Source organism: Ureibacillus sp. FSL K6-3587, from assembly GCF_038593165.1.
GTDB classification, from domain to species: Bacteria; Bacillota; Bacilli; order Bacillales_A; family Planococcaceae; genus Ureibacillus; species Ureibacillus suwonensis.
In genome coordinates, this window is sequence record NZ_CP151969.1 from 3,342,616 (window position 1) to 3,361,490 (window position 18,875).

The window sequence follows — 18,875 nt, forward strand, 5'->3', positions numbered from 1 at the left end:
ATGTCACACACCTTGAATTCTTTATAAATGAATTTAGAAAGGGGATTACTGGCCATGCACCCTTTATTTCATCCGTCATTTATCGATTTTTGCGCATATTTCAATGGTAATCAAGATTATTTTGAATGTCACGAAGTTTTAGAGGATTATTGGAAGACCATCGCACCTGGAAATAAAGCGCATCCCCTCGTTGGATATATCCAAATGGCCACCGGATTGTACCATTGGCGCAGAAATAATTGGGAAGGCGCATCCAGAATCATGAGAAAGGCTTATGAAAAGTTCTTGTCCAATCCAAACCATCCATTTTTTGATTATATCGATTTTCGGCAATTATGTAATGATTGTTTGAAAACAATTGCGGCGATCGAAAACAAACAGCCATTTCAACCTTTTTCAATCAAAGTGACAAACACGGTTTTGGAAGAGCGAATCAATGAAAAAATTGAATCCCTTCCCGTGTTGTCCACGAAGTATCTTCTTCATAAGCATATGCTGCGCGATCGTTCAGATATTCTCAGAAAGAGGGAAGAAAAAAGAAATGAGGCTGGGACATAACTAATAAAGTGAACGAGCTGCAAAAAAATTTTTTGTAAAAAATTGATATCACAGAAAATTGATTGGAGTGACGGGGCGACTCCTGCGGGAACAGCCCGAGTCTCGAGACCCCGCAGGAGCGAAGGTTTGAGCTCCGAGGAGGCTCGAGCCGGGCCCGCGGAAAGCGTCCCCGGAACGGAAATCAATTTTCTTCAATTATCAAAAAAACACCATTTTTCTCCCGTGAGAAAATGGTGTTTTTTATCTTTTGTCCCAGCCTCTCTTTTATGCTATATAAGCATTTATTAACGAAAGGTTCTGTTTCTTCGCATGCTTTAATTTCCGTAAATTTTCCGGAATCGATGAGTTCCTTCAGCATTTTCTTCGCGATTCCTTCACCGCGGTAGGAAGGAACGACCGTGATATGTTGGACCGTCGCAACAGAATCTTCCACCACAACCCCAACAATACCAACATACTCGTCATTATTTTTCCATAAATATAATTGCCAATTGTCTTCTTGTTCGTAGGACTGCATTGTTTCCATCAGCTTTTTGACATCCTTCTGCTGCGGCATAAACGAAAGTAATCCCATCGCTATTTTTTCGAGTGATTTTTTATAACGAACTAACATAGTACATTCCCTCGTTTTCTTATCGCATACAACATTCTATATTATCGTACACGATTTCAATTCAAGAATCAAATTTCATCCAATTATTGCCAAATCGCAACAAGTCAATCGAGTCTTGGAATTAAGAAAAAAATGTAAAACAATGCCCATATTAAACAAAAAGCAATGAGGATTCCTAGCAATTTCCATCTTGAAATTTTCACAGTTGATTCACCTTATTTAATTGATATTCCATATCGTTTAAGATGAGATCGTCGTAACTTTCTCTGCGAATGGCCAATTGATGTTTCCCGTTTTCCACAAAAACAACTGCAGGTCTCGGTACGCGGTTGTAATTGGATGCCATTGAATATCCGTAAGCGCCAGTACAGAAAATCGCAAGAATATCGCCTGGTTCCGCTTTTTGAAGTGGGGCATCCACAATCAGTTTATCACCGGATTCGCACAGTTTACCAGCAACTGTATATTTGTATTCTTTTGGTTCGTTCGCTTTATTGGCAATCACCGCATCGTATTTTGCATCGTACAATGCCGGGCGGATGTTGTCGCTCATTCCTCCGTCAACGGCGATATATTCGCGGATATTTGGAACGGTTTTATGTGAACCGATCGTATATAGTGTCGTTCCTGCATCCCCCACTAAAGAACGGCCTGGTTCAATCCAAATTTCCGGCATGGATAAACTGCGTTTTGCGGTTTCTTCCTTCACCGTTTTGATCATTTCTTCCACATACACATGAGGTTCAAGTGGACGATCTTCCTCCGTATAGCGGATACCGAAACCTCCTCCTAAATTGAGGACTTTACATTCAAAGTTGTATTTTTTATTCCAATCATCAATTTTTTCGATCAATTTTCCAGCGGCTAAACTGAAACCGTCTGTTTCAAAAATTTGGGAACCTATATGACAATGCAGACCCAATAAATTTAAATATTCATGATCCACAACCAATTGAAACGCTTCATCAGCCTGACCGTTATTCAAGTCAAAACCGAATTTGGAATCCGCTTGACCTGTTGTGATGAAATCATGCGTATGGGCTTCTACCCCCGGTGTCACCCGCAATAAAATATTCATAGATTGTTTCCGTGATTCGGAAATCTCTTTCAATAACTCAATTTCATAGAAATTATCCACTACGATGCATCCAATTTTTGCATCAAATGCGAGATTCAATTCATCATAGGATTTATTGTTTCCGTGGAAGTGAATGCGTTCCACCGGAAAGTTTGCCTTTAGGGCCGTATATAATTCTCCACCGGAAACGACATCCAAAGATAAATTTTCCTCATTCACAAATTGATAGATTGCGATACATGAAAATGCCTTTGAAGCATATGCGACTTGTGCTTTCACACCATGTTTTTCAAACGTTTCTCTAAATGCGCGTGCCCGATTTCTGACTAATTCGAGGTCATAAACGATTACCGGAGTTCCGTACTCTTTTGCAAGCTCTACCGCATCAACTCCACCGATATGTAAATGACCATTTTCTCCGATTGTTTGTGTTCCGAATAAGTGCATAGATTCCCCTCCGTATTCAATGAAGCTGTCCATGTCTATGAATATAATCACACCATTTCTATCTCTTAATCTCCATTTTATACCATTTATTAAAAAAGCAGTAGAAAAAAATAATTACAAAATCGGAAAGCCCGCATCTGCAAGCTTTCATTTTGATGAAGATTGAATATTTCGACAATGGACAGCCGCAATTTTTAGTATTATGTTTGAACTTTAACATAGGCGCATGGCTTTCGCAACAGAATTTAAGTCCGTTTTCGCTGTTTCGCTCCGACAATGTAAGGTCTGAGCGCATCGTCCGCCATCGGGAATCGGATAAATACCCTCAAGAAAGCTTTTGGGAAAAACGGTACAAGCGGCCACATATAGGGGATTTGCATCGGCCGAAGTGAGCAGAAATACGAAAAAATCAAGAAAAAGCCGATGAAAAATCCGCTTGGTCCAAATAAAGCTGTCAACACCAGCACGATAAAACGGAAATATTTAATGGAAACGCTCAATTCAAAGGTTGGAATCGCAAAAGTAAAGATCGCTACAACCGCCGAATAAAGAACCACTTCCGGCGAGAATAATCCAACATCGATGGCAATTTGCCCGATGATAACGCCCGCTACCAACCCCATGGCAGTGGATAGCGGCGTTGGTGTATGAATCGCAGCAATCCGCAAATATTCCAACCCTAAATCGGCAATGAAAACTTGAAGCAAGAGCGGTATATTCGATTCTTCTTTCGCACCGATAAAATCAAGCGCTTCCGGTAAATATTCTTCATGGGTGGCCAGCAAATACCATATAGGCATCAATGTTAAACTTAAAATAATGGCCGAATAGCGCAACAGCCGAACAGTAGAACCGACAAGTGCCGATTGCCTATATTCCTCCGCATGCTGCATCAAGTGGAATATTGTAATCGGCAGCAAAATGACGGATGGGGAAGTATCAACAATGATGGCGATATGGCCTTCAAGGAGGTGGGCAGCAACGATGTCCGGTCTCTCAGAATATCGAACAAAAGGCACCGGATGGAACTTTTGCTTAAAGATCCATTCCTCCAAGGTTTTGTCGGCCATTGTCAATCCATCGTGTTTGATTTCTTCGATTCTTTGTTTCACCCATTTTAAATGTTGATCATTGACGATATCTTTAATGTAAGCAATCGCTACATCGGTTCTGCCATTTGAAGTGATTTTGTGCATTTCAAATCGCAGCTCAGGACTCCGAATTCTCCTGCGAATGAGTGCCGTATTGATCATAATATTTTCCGCAAAACCGTCACGGGAACCTCGAATGACTTTTTCATTATCCGGCTCTTCCGGCTGACGACCTGGATAGTTTCTCAACTCTAACAAATAGGCAAATCCATGTAGTGTAACAAAGCCTACTTGGCCGCTTAAGACACCCAGCAAAAATTCTTCCTTGTCTTTCGGCTCGGATTTTCCATAGAAATTGAAAGTATTGTCGAAATAAGTGTCGTCATTGATGTCCTCAGCCGGAACTTGCCCATTATCATCGCTATCAAAGTAAAGCGGAGCCAATTGATCAGTGAGGGTACTTCCGTCAACAAGCCCGCTTATATACACGCATAACACCGGTAATTTTTTCACATAAACATCTTTGATACAAACATCAAAAGATTCATCTTTTCCAAATTTTGAATACAAGAATTCTTTTGCGTCTTCTTTGGATGCAAAAATTCTGTTCGTCATTTATTCACCGTCTTTTTTGTTTTTCTTGTTGTCGTTGATGATGTATCCATCCATTCTTTCAATTGGGCCAAAATTTTCTTTTCAAGCCTCGAGACTTGTACTTGGGAAATGCCAAGTCTTTCGGCGATATCCGTCTGGGTCAAATCGTGATAATAGCGCAAGTAAATAATCGCTTGCTCTCTCTTATCGAGTTTTTTCAACACTTCTTTCAAAGAAATATATTGAAATGGCAATTCGGATTTTTCATCCTTCATTTGATCCATTAACGTGATGGAATCTCCCTCTGATTCAAACAGTTGTTCATGGAGAGAAGCAGGATCTCTCATGGCATCGGTCGCCATTAAGATTTCATCCTGTGATACACCGAGCATTTCGGCCAATTCCGAGACTGAAGGTGGCTTCTCATTGGTCTTTAAATATTCATCGGTCACTTGACGTATTTTAAAATTCAATTCCCGGATGGAGCGGCTCACTTTCACCATGCCGTCATCACGCAAAAAACGCTGTATTTCACCAATAATCATCGGTACCGCATAGGTTGAAAATTTAACGTCATACGATAAATCAAATTTATCCACTGATTTCATTAAACCGATACAACCAATTTGGAATAGATCTTCAAGCTCTACCCCGCGAGAAGCAAAGCGTTGAACAATCGACCAAACAAGCCGCGTATTCCCTTCAATCATTTGTTTCCGTGCTTCCATATCTCCAGCTTGTGCGAGCCTGATCAACTCCCGCATTTTTTCCTGCGTCAACAAAACATTGGACGGCTGTTCGATTGTCCTCATCCCCCTTACTTCTTCCAAATACCCTTAAATAGATTGGCATCCATTTTGAAAAATATTCTTTAAAAAAGGGTGTTGAATTTCATGATGGAATTAAGAAATTTGCTTCATTTTCATGGAGTGAAATTTTTTGGAAAAAGTAACAACCGTTCCAACACCCGGTTCCGATTCCACTTGAAGATGATCCGCGAAACTTTCCATAATCGTAAAGCCCATGCCGGAACGTTCCATATCCGGTTTTGTAGTGAACAAAGGCTCCATCGCTTTTTTAATATCCGGAATCCCTTTTCCTTCATCTTTCACAGCAACCGAAACAACATCGCCTTCGCGAACCGCATGGACTGTGACAATCCCTTTGCCATCCTCGTCATATCCATGAATAATTGCATTGGAGACAGCTTCCGATACGATGGTTTTAAATTCGGAAAGTTCGTCGATCGTTGGATCCAATTGAGCCACAAAACTTGTGATGGCAATTCTCGCCAAGCTTTCATTTTCGCTTAATGCTACGAATGATAGTGTCATTTCATTATCCATTCACAATCCCCCTTGCATATAAAATAGCCTCTTCTTCTTTACCCTCCATCACATACTTGCTTAACCCGGAAAATTGAAATATTTTTTTCATCGTATTGGATGGATTGAGGATGATCGTTTGTCCATTGACCGCATTCAACTCCCGCATGCGGCCCAAGATGAGGCCAACTCCTGAACTGTCCATAAAATTCAATCTCTCTAAATTCCAAATAATGGTGTGTAATTTCCCTTTCAAAATCGTTTTGGAAATGTCTGTTCGAATTTTTTCGGCTTCATGATGATCCAATTCGCCATAGAGTCGGATAATTGCAATATCATTTTCCATATTGATTTCATAATTCATCCGTTACATCGCCTCCTCCCTTCGCAATTCCACATAGCACGTCCAAATTCCTTTTGATTGACAATAGTAGAAGAAATTCGCTGAAACTAGCAAAAATACGACAAACTTTTATTTTTACTTGTTTCTTCTTTTCATCCACCACCTGTCCGATCGATGCAGAATGACGAGCTTGCGAAATAACGAAGAATAAACAGAGGAAGTCAACCAACGGATTGCAAGCTCATCCGGATGGCGACAACTATTTGGCAGAAACCGTTTCGACAATAAACCGGGAGGCCAGGAAACTTATGTACAATCACCTTCCCACTCCCGAAAGCAGACCTTGATTTTGCATGGCTGCTTATTATGAACCTTCCATTTTCCCATTTTTTAGGATACAGACCATCTCTCCTCATGAAACATAAGAAGGTATTACCTAATCAGCTTTAGTATGGAAAAATAGGAAGAATTTTAAACATAAAAAAGACTTAATGAGCCAAAATTTGGCCATTAAGTCCCATGATTGAATTAGCTGATTTTGGTTGTTGATAATTCCTCACATTCCCTGAATGCGAAATGTTTGCAGCCGATGCACTGATTCCGGTTAATGCATCTCAAAGCGCAATCAATCGCTTCACCGGTGCGTTCAAAGAAATTGTCTTCCCCGATTTCTTTCGTCAATCCGCTTTTATCCAAAAGCATCTTCATGCTTGGCTGCACCCCTGTTACAAGGAGCTTTCCACCCTGGGATTTGAAGTTGCGGACTATATTTCTCAAATAGGCCTCACCCGTCGCATCAATAAAAGGCACTTTCCCCATGCGAAGCACGAGGATTTTTGGATGATAATGGATGGATTTTAAAATCCGTTCTTCAAAGGTTTGGGCCGCACCGAAAAACAACGGCCCTTCCACCGTGTAAATGCTGATTTGCGGACAATCCCGCGCTTCGCTTACCACATGGGAATGTACTTTCCCGTTATTTTTATGGTCCGGCAATACTTTCGACACAATCAGCATATCGCTCATCCGCTTCACAAATAAAATGACGGCAAGCAATAATCCCACCATGACCGCGATGGTCAAACTTGTAAAAACGGTAAGCAAAAAAGTGATGACCAACACAAGGGAGTCACCGGATTTCAATTTTAATACATGGGCAAAATGTTTCCGTTCACTCATATTCCAGGCGACAACCATTAACACAGGGGCCAAGCTCGCGAGCGGTATATGCACTGCAAGCGGCGCAAACAACAATAATGTAACAAGGACGAATAAACCATGAATGACTCCGGAAAAAGGGGAAGCGGCGCCAAACTTAATATTGGTGGCTGTTCTGGCAATAGCACCTGTCGCAGGTATTCCGCCAAAGAGTGGCGTCACAATGTTCGCGATCCCTTGTCCGATCAATTCGCGATTCGAATTGTGTTTGCTGTTCGTCATGCCATCCGCTACAACCGCAGATAACAATGATTCAATCGCACCCAACATCGCAATGACAAAAGCCGGCCCCAACAGGGAAACCATCCGATCCGCCGTAATCTCCGGCAACCGGAATTCCGGCAATGTGTTTGGAATCGCTCCATAGGTTGATCCAATCGTTGCCACTTGTCCATTAAAAAAGATGGCTGCAACAACAGAAGATAGAATAATGCCCATCAATGGCCCCGGCACTTTTGGCAACACTTTGGGCGTGAGGAGGAGTGTCACCAGGCACAAAAATGCTACCACGATGCTATAGATATTGATTGTATTCAAATGGGTTGCGATTTCTTGCATGTTGTCGATAAAACGTTCATGCTGCTTTAATCCGGTTAAACCGAGAAAATTGGCAATTTGCCCTGTAAAAATGATGACGGCAATTCCAGCTGTAAAGCCGATTGTCACGGGTCTAGGGATATATTGGATGAGTATGCCCAACCGAAAAACACCCATTAATACGAGCATCACACCCGCCATTAAACCTGCAAGCAACAAATCTTCATAACCATAGACAAGCACGACTCCCAACAATACGGGAACAAATGCCCCCGTCGGCCCGCCGATTTGATATTTTGATCCCCCTAACAAAGAAATAAGAATCCCCGCAATAATGGCCGTATAAATTCCGTACTCCGGTTTGACCCCGGAAGCAATCGCAAAAGACATCGCCAACGGAATGGCTACGATTCCAACAATTGTCCCCGAAACTAGATCCCTTTTAAAAGAATTGAATGAATATCCTTCAAATCTACCCCGCCATATTTTATCCATTTTACCCCTTCTTTTTTCTTTTATATGTCTTAAATTTTCTTTGTTAAGTTCTATAATATATAATTTTCATAAAATTGTCACATTTTTTATTAAAAAATAATATTCTGTCAATCTTCTTATCTAATATGAGAGTTTTGCAAAATTAGATTTTTATTAAAAAGAGTTTTAAAAGAAACCCAAATAAATTGGGGTATTTTGTATCTTTGGTTTACAAATATTCTGTTTGTCCTTTTTTGGGCGTACTTGCAGAATTTTTCGCTTTAAAAATTTTTTAAGCGGTTTGTTGCTTTTTACTCTCTTTTGCCATTGCGAGAGCTGAAACCAGTAATACGATGGCGTTCAAGTAAATATGAGTTTTTACTTTATCGATTCCCCACACATGCAGGGAGTTCGCTGTAAGATAACTTTTCATTCTTGAATTGCACCGTTCTACACTGGTTCGCTCATTGTAAAGTTCTTTCCAACGTTTGGAATCGCGGTGTGGATTAGAGTACCGGCGAAGATCCTTATTCACGTTAATTTTTACTACCATTCCATAGTTGGAGGATGAACAGGCTGCCATTCCTAATGGGCAATCCACTTTTCCGGTTGCGTGTGGACATCTGAATTTGAGCTGATCCTTATTGGCGCCCCAATAAGTCATTTCGTACCCCATCGAACAACGTGGGGTTCCATTGGAGGCAATTCCTTCGGGAGGCTCCTTTTCATTACGCAAATTGAGTGGAATAATAGCTTGAGCCCCGATGTTCTTGGCGGATTCGTAGTTTTTTAGCTGGTCGTACCCACCATCCATTATCAGGAAATCAATTTTAGAGTTTGTACAACTCTTTACTTGTTCAATTAATTGTGGTGCGACATCCCCATCGTTGATATGAGCAGGGGTTACTTCAATCGCCATTGGTAATTCACTTTTGGTGTCAACGGAAAGATGCATCTTATAGCCAAACCAAGTAATTTTATTACCGAAGGAATCAAACTTTGCCCCCCAATTGGCGTTGCCTGTTTGTTCACTTCGCTTCTTAGGCTGCTTCTTTTCATAAGCATCAATGGCGGCACTGTCGATAGCCTGATGTTTTCCATCAATTACTCCTTCCTCTTGAGCTAACTGGACGAGATCTTGAAAGATTCTTTTCACAAGTCCAGTTTTGGTTAGTGAAGAAAATACTCGGCTAAGAGTAGAGATGGATGGTGCAGGCCTGCTAATATCTAAACCACATTGGTAACGAAAACGCAGGTCATTTTTTAATCGATTGTGAAGAGAAGTAAAAGTATCAATACCTTCTAATGGGGCAGCGATAAGAGCCCTTAATATCCCTTCTTTGGAATGTCCTTCAGCCCCTTGGGGTGAAGAACTTTTCAATTGTTTAGCATAAGGACGCAAATCTAGAGCACTAAAAAAGATCGGTAATTTCTCTTTTGACTCTAAAATTTGCAATTCTTCAAAGGAAAATAGACTTTCTTGTAGAATATACAAAGTGACTTCCTCCTTATGGATTTTTGTGGTTTGGTCACTTCAAAATTCTACAAATAAGGGGTGAAGTCCTTTTTTATGCTTTAGAAAACCTTATGGCTCTTAGGTTGAAAAATGTGCAAAATGCTCAATATAGAAAAAAGAGCGGGTTGGAAATTGACGCTTCCCAATCCGCTCTTTTTTATCATGTAGCGGTGTATCATTTTCAAAGATTAATTGGATGTTTTCCTTATTCTGTGATGATCCCTTTGATCAGTGAAGGAGTTTCTATTATTTCATTTGTAATGTTTATATTTGAATAAATTTTTTTCTTAATGTCTTCTATATCTTCCCGATTGGAGTGAATGGTCGCCAAACTTTCCCCTTTTTCGACATGGTCTCCCACTTTTTTGTTCAACACGATGCCTACGGACAAATCGATTTCCGAATCTTTCGTTTCTCTTCCGGCTCCAAGAAGCATCGCCGCAACACCGATTTCATTGGCAATGATTTTTTTAATATATCCTGCTTCCTTGGCTGGAACATCCACTTTATATTTGGCTTGGGGCAATAAATCCGGATGCTCTGTAATGGACGGATCGCCGCCCTGGGAAGCGACAAAGGCTTTAAATGTTTCCAGGGCTTTTCCATTGTTGAGCACTTCCTCCAACTTTTTGCGCGCCTCTTCAATCGACTGTGCTTTGCCGCTGAGCAGCACCATTTGGGAACCCAGGGTTAAGCAAAGTTCTTTTACGTCCTCCGGGCCATGACCTTTCAAAACGTCGATCGCTTCTTTAACTTCCAAAGCATTTCCAACCGCATACCCTAATGGCTGGCTCATATCGGATAAAATGGCAATCGTTTTTCTTCCGACACGGTTGCCGATTTTCACCATCGCATGGGCCAATTCTTCCGCCTCTTCCACCGTTTTCATGAAGGCGCCTTCACCGACTTTGACATCCAAAACAATGGCATCCGCGCCGCTTGCAATTTTTTTGGACATAATGGAGCTGGCAATCAGCGGAATGCTGGGGACGGTACCGGTCACATCTCTCAAAGCATAGATTTTTTTATCTGCCGGTGTCAAATTTCCGCTTTGGCTGACAACGGCCATTTTGATGTCATTGACTTGCTTGATAAATTGTTCGCTCGTCAGTTCCACCTTAAATCCCGGGATGGATTCCAATTTATCGATCGTCCCGCCTGTATGGCCCAACCCCCGGCCGCTCATTTTGGCTACGGGCACTCCGCATGCGGCGACCATCGGGGATAAACAGATAGTGACTTTATCCCCTACACCGCCTGTGGAATGTTTATCGCATTTGATTCCTTGAATCGGAGACAAATCAATCGTATCCCCTGATTCCACCATCGCCATGGTTAAATCCGTCCGCTCCCGTTCAGTCATGTCTTGGAAGTAGATGGCCATCAGCAAACTTGCGGCTTGGTAATCAGGGATGGTGCCTTCCGTATAGCCTTTGACGAAAAATTGAATTTCCTCTGTTGACAGCTCTTTGCCATCCCGCTTTTTTTCAATAATATCGACCATTCTCATGAGACTCACCCCGCTATTTTAAACTTGATAAAAAACTCGTACCGTAAGCTGGCGCCGGAACCTTAAAGTTTTCTGCAACCGTAGCCGCGATATCCGCGAAAGTTTCCCGCAAACCTAAAGTTCCAGTTTCTTTAAATTGTTTGGAGTAAACGAGCAGTGGCACAAATTCCCGCGTATGGTCCGTTCCTTTAAAGGTTGGATCATTTCCGTGGTCCGCTGTGATGATCAGCAAATCGTCTTCCTTTAATAAGTCCAATACTTCCGGCAAGCGCGCGTCAAATTCCTCCAACGCTTTTCCATAACCGATCGGGTCCCTTCTATGTCCATACATCGCATCAAAATCTACCAAATTCAAAAAACTTAATCCGTGGAAATCCCTCTTTACCGTTTCAACCAACCGATCCATTCCATCCCCATTGTTTTTCGTCCGGATGGCCTCCGTCACCCCTTCGCCATTATAAATATCGGAAATTTTCCCAAGGGCGATCACATCAAAGCCATGATCTTTCAATTCATTCATTGTCGTTCTTCTAAAAGGCTTGATGGCATAATCATGGCGATTGGCTGTACGCGTAAAGTTGCCCGGCGTTCCTGTAAAAGGGCGCGCAATGACACGGCCTACCAGATATTCCGGCTGCAACGTAAGTTTCCGGGCAATTTCACAAATTTTGTACAGTTCTTCCAAAGGAACAATTTCTTCATGGGCAGCAATTTGAAGAACGGGATCTGCCGAAGTATAAACAATGATCGCTCCCGTTTCCATATGCTCTTTCCCCAATTCTTCGATGATGGCAGTACCGCTGGCCGGTTTGTTGCCAATCACTTTCCGTCCTGTCCGCTCTTCCAGTTGACGAATCAATTCTTCCGGAAAACCATCAGGGTATACTTTAAAAGGTTTATCCACTTGAAGCCCCATGATTTCCCAATGTCCTGTCATCGTATCTTTTCCAGCCGATGCTTCCTGCATTTTTCCGTAATATGCTTTCGGGTTTGGAACCTTTTGGACCCCTTTTATTTCCCGGATATTGCCTAAACCCAATGCTTCCATATTTGGCACATTTAGTCCGCCCATTGCCTCCGCAATATGGCCAAGGGTATCACTTCCGGCATCGCCAAATTCCGCTGCATCGGGCGCCTCCCCTATTCCAACAGAGTCCATTACGATTAAATGAATTCGTTTAAATAATTGCATCCCTTTTTCCTCCTTTGCCTTTCCATCTACGCACGAGGATGGAATTGTTTATAAACTTCCGAAAGTCTCGTTTTACTAATATGCGTATAAATTTGTGTCGTAGAAATGTCCGCGTGACCCAACATTTCTTGCACCGCCCGAAGATCCGCGCCATTTTCAATCAAGTGAGTGGCAAAACTGTGCCGCAACGTATGGGGGGTCATCTCTTTTTTAATATTGGCAGCGAGGGCATGCTGTTTCAGTATTTTCCAACATCCTTGCCGCGTTAAACGCTTGCCTCTCCGGTTGATGAAAAATGCATCCGTTTTTACATAATTTCCTTGCAACAGGGGTCTGGCTTGCTGCAAATATTTTTCGCATGCATACAGCGCACTTTTTCCCAACGGTACAATCCGCTCCTTGCCGCCTTTCCCAAAAATGCGGACAAATCCCATCGACAGATGTACATCTTCCAAATTCAATTCGACGCATTCACTTATCCGCATTCCTGTTCCATACAGCAATTCAATCATGGCCACATCCCGTACTCCTTGGGGTTTGGATTGATCCGGCGCTTGCAATAATGCTTCGATTTCCGCAATGGATAATACTTTCGGTAACGTCTTCTCGATTTGAGGCATTTCAATATGGACTGTAGGATCATGATCAGCGATTTTTTCCCTTAATAAAAATTGATGAAACGAACGGATTGATGAAATGTGGCGGGCAATGGTGCGCGAAGATTTCCCTGTTTCTCTTAAATGTTCCAAATAAAGAAGGATTCTGGAACGGTCCACATCGTTTAAACTTTCTATTTTTTGCACTGTATGTAAATGTTCTATATAATCTTCCAAATCTCTGCGATAGGAAGCCAACGTATTTTCCGAATATTGCCGCTCGACTCTTAAAAAATGGAGATAATCAAGGACGGCTTCTTGTGCTTCTCTCATGATTTTCACCTGTCCCTTCTTAATTAAAATGATAGAGATTTATTTGATGGCATACAAGATTTAACAGTTTTTGTTTAAAGATTTTTAAAAGTCGCCCTGATTTTGCCTGAAGCCGCTAGCATCTCTATTCATCTTGCAAGTATTTTCAGAAATCTGCAAGTGTCTTTAGGATTTTCCAAAAAAATATGTAAAACCAGGTTTCTAATATTTGTAGGAATTGGAATAAGTTATCAATGAAGATGAACAAAAAACCCCTAAATAGGAGAAACCTATTTAGGGATTACTCTTCTTCTTTTGCGTGTTTTTCTTGACACCGATGACAAATTCCATGGAATGTGAGCCGATGGTCTTTGATAATAAAATTCCACCGTTTTTCTACTACCATTTCTACTTCTTCCAGCAAATCTTCTTGAATTTCGTCCACTGAGCCACATTCGATACAAACTAAGTGATGATGGAAGTGTTTTGCACCCTCTTGTCGAAGATCGTATCTGGTGACGCCATCTCCAAAATTGATTTTGTCGACAATTTTCAATTCCGTTAATAACTCAAGAGTGCGATACACTGTGGCAAGACCGATTTCAGGCGCTTTTTCTTTCACCAATAAATAAACGTCTTCCGCGCTCAAATGGTCTTCTTCATGTTCCAATAGTACTGCTACTGTCGCTTCACGTTGTGGCGTCAGTTTATAGCCAGCACTATGTAATTGCTTCTTTATACGATCAATACGGCTTTCCATATGACGCCCTCCTAAACACATTCCATTATAACAAAAGACCAATTTTAATTACAAGGTCAAGGTTAATTAATAATGTAAGAAATCACGAACATTTCCCCCAACCCCATCATTGTAAAGGCCATTACCAATGTAAAAAATAATTTCTTATTAAATACAAATTTACGATTCGTCCCTACTTTTCTCGTTCCAAAAACGGAACATAGCGCTAATAGTAAGATACAATAAATTAGCTGAAATGGAAACCACCAAACACTATAAACGAGAATGGACTCTTGCTGCGTCAGTAAAAAAACCGAACCAAAACCGAAAAATGTCGCCTTGATCGCTACCACCAGTTTAGCAAAAAAATGAAGATACGGGTGAGTGGTAAAAAATAATACAAATAATGCCCAAATCAGTATCGGCAATGCCGTTTGCCAAATTGTGACATCGGTCAACTCCAGCACTCTTGGATCCACCAATTTTATGAGATTCATAGACTTGTCCAAAGAAAAAGCTTGGAAACAGATGACGCCGCTGACGAAGCCAATGGCCAATAAAAAGGCATATTGAATGAAATAAATGGAACGAAACATAAGCATTTCCCCTTTCGTTGTTAACAGCTTATGCTCGTCCACGGGTATTATTAGTACGAAATTTGGTAAATTCTATCGAAATTTCGCTCTACATAATCTTACTTCTCGTTTAATTTATACCAAAGCACACTGAATGCCGTTTTCGCATCATAGATTTGCTGATTTTTCACCATTTCTTCCGCTTCTTCAAGGGTAGCTTCGATGATGGAAACAAATTCATCTTCGTCCAATTCACGTTTCTCTTCAATTTTATACAAATCTTTCGCAACAAAAAGGTGAATGATTTCGTTGGCAAATCCAGGGGAGGTATAAAAAGACTGAATATGGGTTAATTCCTTGGCGCCGTAACCCGTTTCCTCTTCCAGTTCCCTTCTTGCACATACGGCCGGCTCCTCTCCCGGTTCGAGTTTCCCCGCCGGAATTTCAACAATGGTGCGTTCCAACGCTTTCCGATATTGTTCGACAAACACAATCTTTCCATCCTTCGTGATTGGAATGATTGCAACAGCTCCCGGATGATGGATGATTTCCCGTTTGGCAGGTTTCCCGTTTGGCAAAATCACATCATCCACTGTTAATGTCACAACTTTTCCTTTAAAAATTTCTGTCGATTGTACGGTTTTTTCTTCAAATTTTTTCATACCTATTCCTCGCTTGTCCTTCATACTGAATTCATTGTACCATTAGTGATAGAAAATGAAAGAATGAATGCAGGTGATTCCATGAAAAAAAGAAGATTGGGAACAAGTGACTTTGAGATTTCAGAAATCAGCTTGGGTTGCATGTCTTTGCCGGCTTCGGTGGAAAAAGCAAGGCCGGTGATCGAAACAGCAATCGAACAAGGCATCAATTATTTTGATACGGCAGATCTTTATGATAAAGGCGTCAATGAAGAAGTTGTCGGGGAATGTTTAAAACCTTACCGCGATCAAGTCTACATCGCCACAAAAGTGGGAAACCGCTGGAATGAAAAGGGCGACGGCTGGTACTGGGATGCCTCAAAAGAGCATATCGAAGAAGGCATCAAAGACAGCCTCCGCCGATTAAAAACCGATTATATCGATTTATATCAACTTCATGGGGGCACCATTGACGATCCGTGGGACGACATCATTGAAACCTTTGAAAAATTAAAACAAGAAGGCCTCATCCGCGAATACGGCATCTCCTCCATTCGTCCAAATGTGTTTCAGCCGTTTTTTGAAAAAAGCAACGGAATTTCAAATATGATGCAATACAGTATTTTCGACCGCCGTCCGGAAGAATGGTTCCCGTTTTTTGAAGAAAAGAAAGTGTCTGTTGTGACGAGAGGATCCATTGCAAAAGGATTATTGACAGATGAATGGAAAAAACGGGTGGAAAAAGTGGATTCCTATTTAAATTACTCAAAAAAAGAACTCGTTTCGATTTTGGAAAAGATCGAGAAAGAATTTGGATCCGTCCATCCTGCCGCCATCGCTTTCAATTTGAGCGAACCCGCTGTGGCATCCATTGTCGTGGGGGCAAGAACGAAGGAACAACTGCTGGAAAACATCAAAGCTTATGAGGAAGCCCAAAGCATCGAGGATACTTCTTTCATCAAAACCATCACAAAACAAGAAATTTACACGGATCACCGATGAAAAAATATTTGTTTTTCGTAACCGCTGCGCTCCTCGGTTTATATTATCTTTCCAGCATGCCTTATGAACAGCAGACCATTGTTCCGGAATTGAGGGTATTGCTCCGCGATCAGCCTTTTTATGAACTATTAAGCAAAATTGAAGTGAGCTACTGGGGTCGGACGATTTCAGTTGAAACGAGAGGATATTATTATTTCATTGAATTTTTATTCCGCAAAACGATGCATTTTGTCGGATACGGAATTGTTGCTGTACTCTTATATTTACTATTCCGCAAACTGAAATGGCTATTTCCTTCCATCATCGCTTGCATTTGCACTTTTTTCATTGCCGCATTGGATGAATATAACCAGACCCTTGTCGAAGGCCGTACAGGCATGTTTGAAGATGTGTTGCTTGATACGGCTGGAGCTGTCACTTTTGTTTTATGCCTAAAAGTTATATCCACTATAAAATATTTATGGAATAGGAAAAGGTCCGTGAATTGAATAGATAGACGATTGATTCACGGACCTTGATCAAATCAAAAAACATCCTTTCTCTTTTTAAGAAAAGGATGTTTTTTGATTTAGCGTTGAAAATGGATTTCCGCTCAGAGGTCAGAATCAGGTTTACACATACGTTCCTGCGGGTTCCCAGGGACACTTCGAAGCGGATTGACAGGGTCACTCCTTCCGTCTCTCCAATCAATTTTTACTAACTCCTTACTAATTGAAAATCCATAAAATAAATTTTTATTATTTCCGAAAAATTCACAATCTTTTACAAATAAAATATTTTTTACATCAAAAACAAACCATCACAAACCCCGAGTCCCTCTTTTGATTAAAAAATCCCCTTTCGTCCATATTTTCAACTCGAAGATTCCCTTTATAATTCTATTTCTATACAAATTATTGAAAATAAAATAGTTTATTGATAAAATTTCAAAGTTAACATCAATAGGATTGATGAATGTATTTAAAAATATTGATAACAAAACTGAAACGATTTTTCATTGGTTTTGGGGGCAACATAATGGAACAGAGAGAATTAAAGAGAGATTTGAAAAACCGCCATGTCCAGTTAATTGCCATTGGCGGAACGATTGGTACGGGGCTGTTTTTGGGTTCCGGGGCTGCGATTTCCAAAGCGGGCCCATCCATACTGTTAGTTTATTTAATCGTTGGAACTGCCCTATTTTTTGTGATGCGTTCCCTCGGTGAACTGCTTTTATCCAATGCCGGGTACCAATCCTTCACCGATTTTGCGGCAGATACAATTGGGCCGTGGGCAGGTTATGTCACAGGCTGGACCTATTGGTTTTGCTGGATTATGACGGCGATGGCCGATGTGATTGCCGTCGGTGTTTATGTCCGTTATTGGTTTGACATTCCTCAATGGATTCCGGCATTGATTGCCATTATCCTATTACTCGTTTTGAATCTTTTAACCGTGAAACTGTTTGGGGAATTGGAATTTTGGTTTGCCTTAATCAAGGTCATTACCATCGTCGCTTTGATCGCCATTGGCCTTTTTTGGCTGATCATTCGTTTTAAAACGGATTCCGGAGTTGTTTCCATTCGCAATATTTGGAGTTACGGCGGATTGTTTCCAAATGGGATAGCCGGATTCCTGTCCGCTTTCCAGATGGTCGTCTTCGCCTTTGTTGGGGTCGAACTGGTGGGCGTGGCAGCCGCGGAAACGTCCAATCCGGAGAAAAATATACCGTCTGCCATTAATAAAATTCCGATCCGGATTTTGTTGTTTTACGTAGGGGCGATTTTCGTCATTTTATGCATCAATCCTTGGACTGAGCTAAGCGCCGCCAACAGCCCCTTTGTGCAAGTATTTGCTTTGGCGGGTATTCCCTTGGCGGGCGGCATCATCAATTTCGTTGTGCTGACATCCGCCGCTTCTGCAGGAAACAGCGGTTTATTTTCCACAAGCCGGATGATGTACAATTTAAGCAAGCATGGTCAAGGCCCGAAATTTCTATCAAAGCTGAATCAAAACTTTGTCCCGGGGAATGCGCTTGTTGTTTCCGCCATCGTTCTTTCCATCGGAGCATTATTAAGCTACGTCATTCCTGATACAGCATTTGGAGTGGTGACAACAATCAGCGCCATCTGCTTTATTTGGGTATGGAGCATCATCTTAATTTCACACATCATCTATACAAAGAAACACCCGGATTTACATAAAAAATCCCATTTTAAAGCGCCGCTTGCTCCATATATGAACTATGCCATTTTAATATTTTTTGTTGCCGTGTTGATTATTATGTTCATGTCCGAAGAAACAAGAATGGCCGTTATGCTCACACCAATTTGGTTCATCATGCTGTTTATCACATACGCCCTTCGCAAAAAACGTTGATGCGTTGGGCGTTTTTTTATTGAGTGGAAGTTGATTTATGTGAGGTTGCGCCAATATCCCCTTTCAACAACAGGAATGCAACGGAAGTTTTCCAAATGCTATGGACCCACGCCGTTGAATACCGGAAGCACTCATCTCCGAAACAGAGGTTTTATG

17 protein-coding genes and 1 pseudogene are annotated in these 18,875 nt (G+C 41.4%); 4 read left to right on the forward strand and 14 right to left on the reverse strand.

Annotated elements, in window-relative coordinates; genetic code table 11:
• The first annotated feature begins 54 nt into the window (after positions 1-54).
• Positions 55-558, forward strand: coding sequence for a DUF309 domain-containing protein (locus NSS77_RS16520; protein ID WP_342469719.1), 504 nt, complete (start codon positions 55-57; stop codon positions 556-558).
• 259 nt (positions 559-817) lie between these two features.
• On the opposite strand, the pseudogene NSS77_RS16525 reads toward NSS77_RS16520, so the two are convergent.
• The 14 genes and pseudogenes from NSS77_RS16525 to NSS77_RS16590 all read right to left on the reverse strand — a co-directional run.
• Positions 818-1,171 (reverse strand): annotated as a pseudogene (locus NSS77_RS16525) (GNAT family N-acetyltransferase); the annotation flags it as partial.
• 199 nt (positions 1,172-1,370) lie between these two features.
• Positions 1,371-2,696: a diaminopimelate decarboxylase gene (gene lysA / locus NSS77_RS16530; protein WP_342469720.1), complete on the reverse strand. Its 1,326-nt coding sequence runs from the start codon at positions 2,694-2,696 to the stop codon at positions 1,371-1,373.
• 245 nt (positions 2,697-2,941) lie between these two features.
• Complete coding sequence (locus NSS77_RS16535) at positions 2,942-4,402, reverse strand: spore germination protein (protein WP_342469721.1); 1,461 nt, start codon at positions 4,400-4,402, stop codon at positions 2,942-2,944.
• On the reverse strand, positions 4,399-5,193 hold the full coding sequence (locus NSS77_RS16540) for a SigF/SigG family RNA polymerase sporulation sigma factor (RefSeq protein ID WP_342469722.1): 795 nt from the start codon (positions 5,191-5,193) through the stop codon (positions 4,399-4,401). The genes NSS77_RS16535 and NSS77_RS16540 overlap by 4 nt, the downstream gene beginning before the upstream one ends.
• A gap of 90 nt (positions 5,194-5,283) precedes the next feature.
• Positions 5,284-5,727, reverse strand: coding sequence for an anti-sigma F factor (gene spoIIAB, locus NSS77_RS16545; protein WP_342469723.1), 444 nt, complete (start codon positions 5,725-5,727; stop codon positions 5,284-5,286).
• On the reverse strand, positions 5,720-6,070 hold the full coding sequence (spoIIAA, locus tag NSS77_RS16550; RefSeq protein ID WP_342469724.1) for an anti-sigma F factor antagonist: 351 nt from the start codon (positions 6,068-6,070) through the stop codon (positions 5,720-5,722). The genes spoIIAB and spoIIAA overlap by 8 nt, the downstream gene beginning before the upstream one ends.
• Before the next feature lie 507 nt (positions 6,071-6,577).
• Positions 6,578-8,299 (reverse strand): sulfate permease, encoded by a 1,722-nt coding sequence (sulP, locus tag NSS77_RS16555; RefSeq protein ID WP_342469725.1) that lies wholly within the window; start codon positions 8,297-8,299, stop codon positions 6,578-6,580.
• A 271-nt stretch (positions 8,300-8,570) separates the two neighbouring features.
• A complete protein-coding gene (locus NSS77_RS16560; protein WP_027725900.1) occupies positions 8,571-9,773 on the reverse strand; it encodes a transposase in 1,203 nt (400 codons plus the stop codon).
• Positions 9,774-9,999: 226 nt separating this feature from the next.
• The gene (locus NSS77_RS16565; RefSeq protein ID WP_342469726.1) at positions 10,000-11,304 is read right to left on the reverse strand and encodes a pyrimidine-nucleoside phosphorylase; all 1,305 of its coding nucleotides are present in this window, start codon (positions 11,302-11,304) and stop codon (positions 10,000-10,002) included.
• 13 nt (positions 11,305-11,317) lie between these two features.
• Positions 11,318-12,496 carry a phosphopentomutase gene (gene deoB / locus NSS77_RS16570; protein ID WP_342469727.1) on the reverse strand — a complete coding sequence of 393 codons (1,179 nt, stop codon included), beginning with the start codon at positions 12,494-12,496 and terminating at the stop codon, positions 11,318-11,320.
• A gap of 26 nt (positions 12,497-12,522) precedes the next feature.
• Positions 12,523-13,425 (reverse strand): site-specific tyrosine recombinase XerD, encoded by a 903-nt coding sequence (gene xerD, locus NSS77_RS16575; protein ID WP_342469728.1) that lies wholly within the window; start codon positions 13,423-13,425, stop codon positions 12,523-12,525.
• A 280-nt stretch (positions 13,426-13,705) separates the two neighbouring features.
• Positions 13,706-14,164, reverse strand: coding sequence for a Fur family transcriptional regulator (locus NSS77_RS16580; RefSeq protein WP_342469729.1), 459 nt, complete (start codon positions 14,162-14,164; stop codon positions 13,706-13,708).
• A 62-nt stretch (positions 14,165-14,226) separates the two neighbouring features.
• Positions 14,227-14,739, reverse strand: coding sequence for a hypothetical protein (locus tag NSS77_RS16585; protein ID WP_342469730.1), 513 nt, complete (start codon positions 14,737-14,739; stop codon positions 14,227-14,229).
• Positions 14,740-14,837: 98 nt separating this feature from the next.
• The gene (locus tag NSS77_RS16590; protein WP_342469731.1) at positions 14,838-15,380 is read right to left on the reverse strand and encodes an NUDIX hydrolase; all 543 of its coding nucleotides are present in this window, start codon (positions 15,378-15,380) and stop codon (positions 14,838-14,840) included.
• An 81-nt stretch (positions 15,381-15,461) separates the two neighbouring features.
• Here NSS77_RS16590 and NSS77_RS16595 point away from each other — a divergent pair, with 81 nt between their 5' ends.
• The 3 genes from NSS77_RS16595 to NSS77_RS16605 all read left to right on the forward strand — a co-directional run bounded on the left by NSS77_RS16595 (position 15,462) and on the right by NSS77_RS16605 (position 18,719).
• A complete protein-coding gene (locus tag NSS77_RS16595) occupies positions 15,462-16,361 on the forward strand; it encodes an aldo/keto reductase (protein ID WP_342469732.1) in 900 nt (299 codons plus the stop codon).
• Positions 16,358-16,849 carry a VanZ family protein gene (locus NSS77_RS16600; RefSeq protein ID WP_342469733.1) on the forward strand — a complete coding sequence of 164 codons (492 nt, stop codon included), beginning with the start codon at positions 16,358-16,360 and terminating at the stop codon, positions 16,847-16,849. The genes NSS77_RS16595 and NSS77_RS16600 overlap by 4 nt, the downstream gene beginning before the upstream one ends.
• A 529-nt stretch (positions 16,850-17,378) precedes the next feature.
• Positions 17,379-18,719: an amino acid permease gene (locus tag NSS77_RS16605; protein WP_342469734.1), complete on the forward strand. Its 1,341-nt coding sequence runs from the start codon at positions 17,379-17,381 to the stop codon at positions 18,717-18,719.
• Positions 18,720-18,875 lie beyond the last annotated feature (156 nt).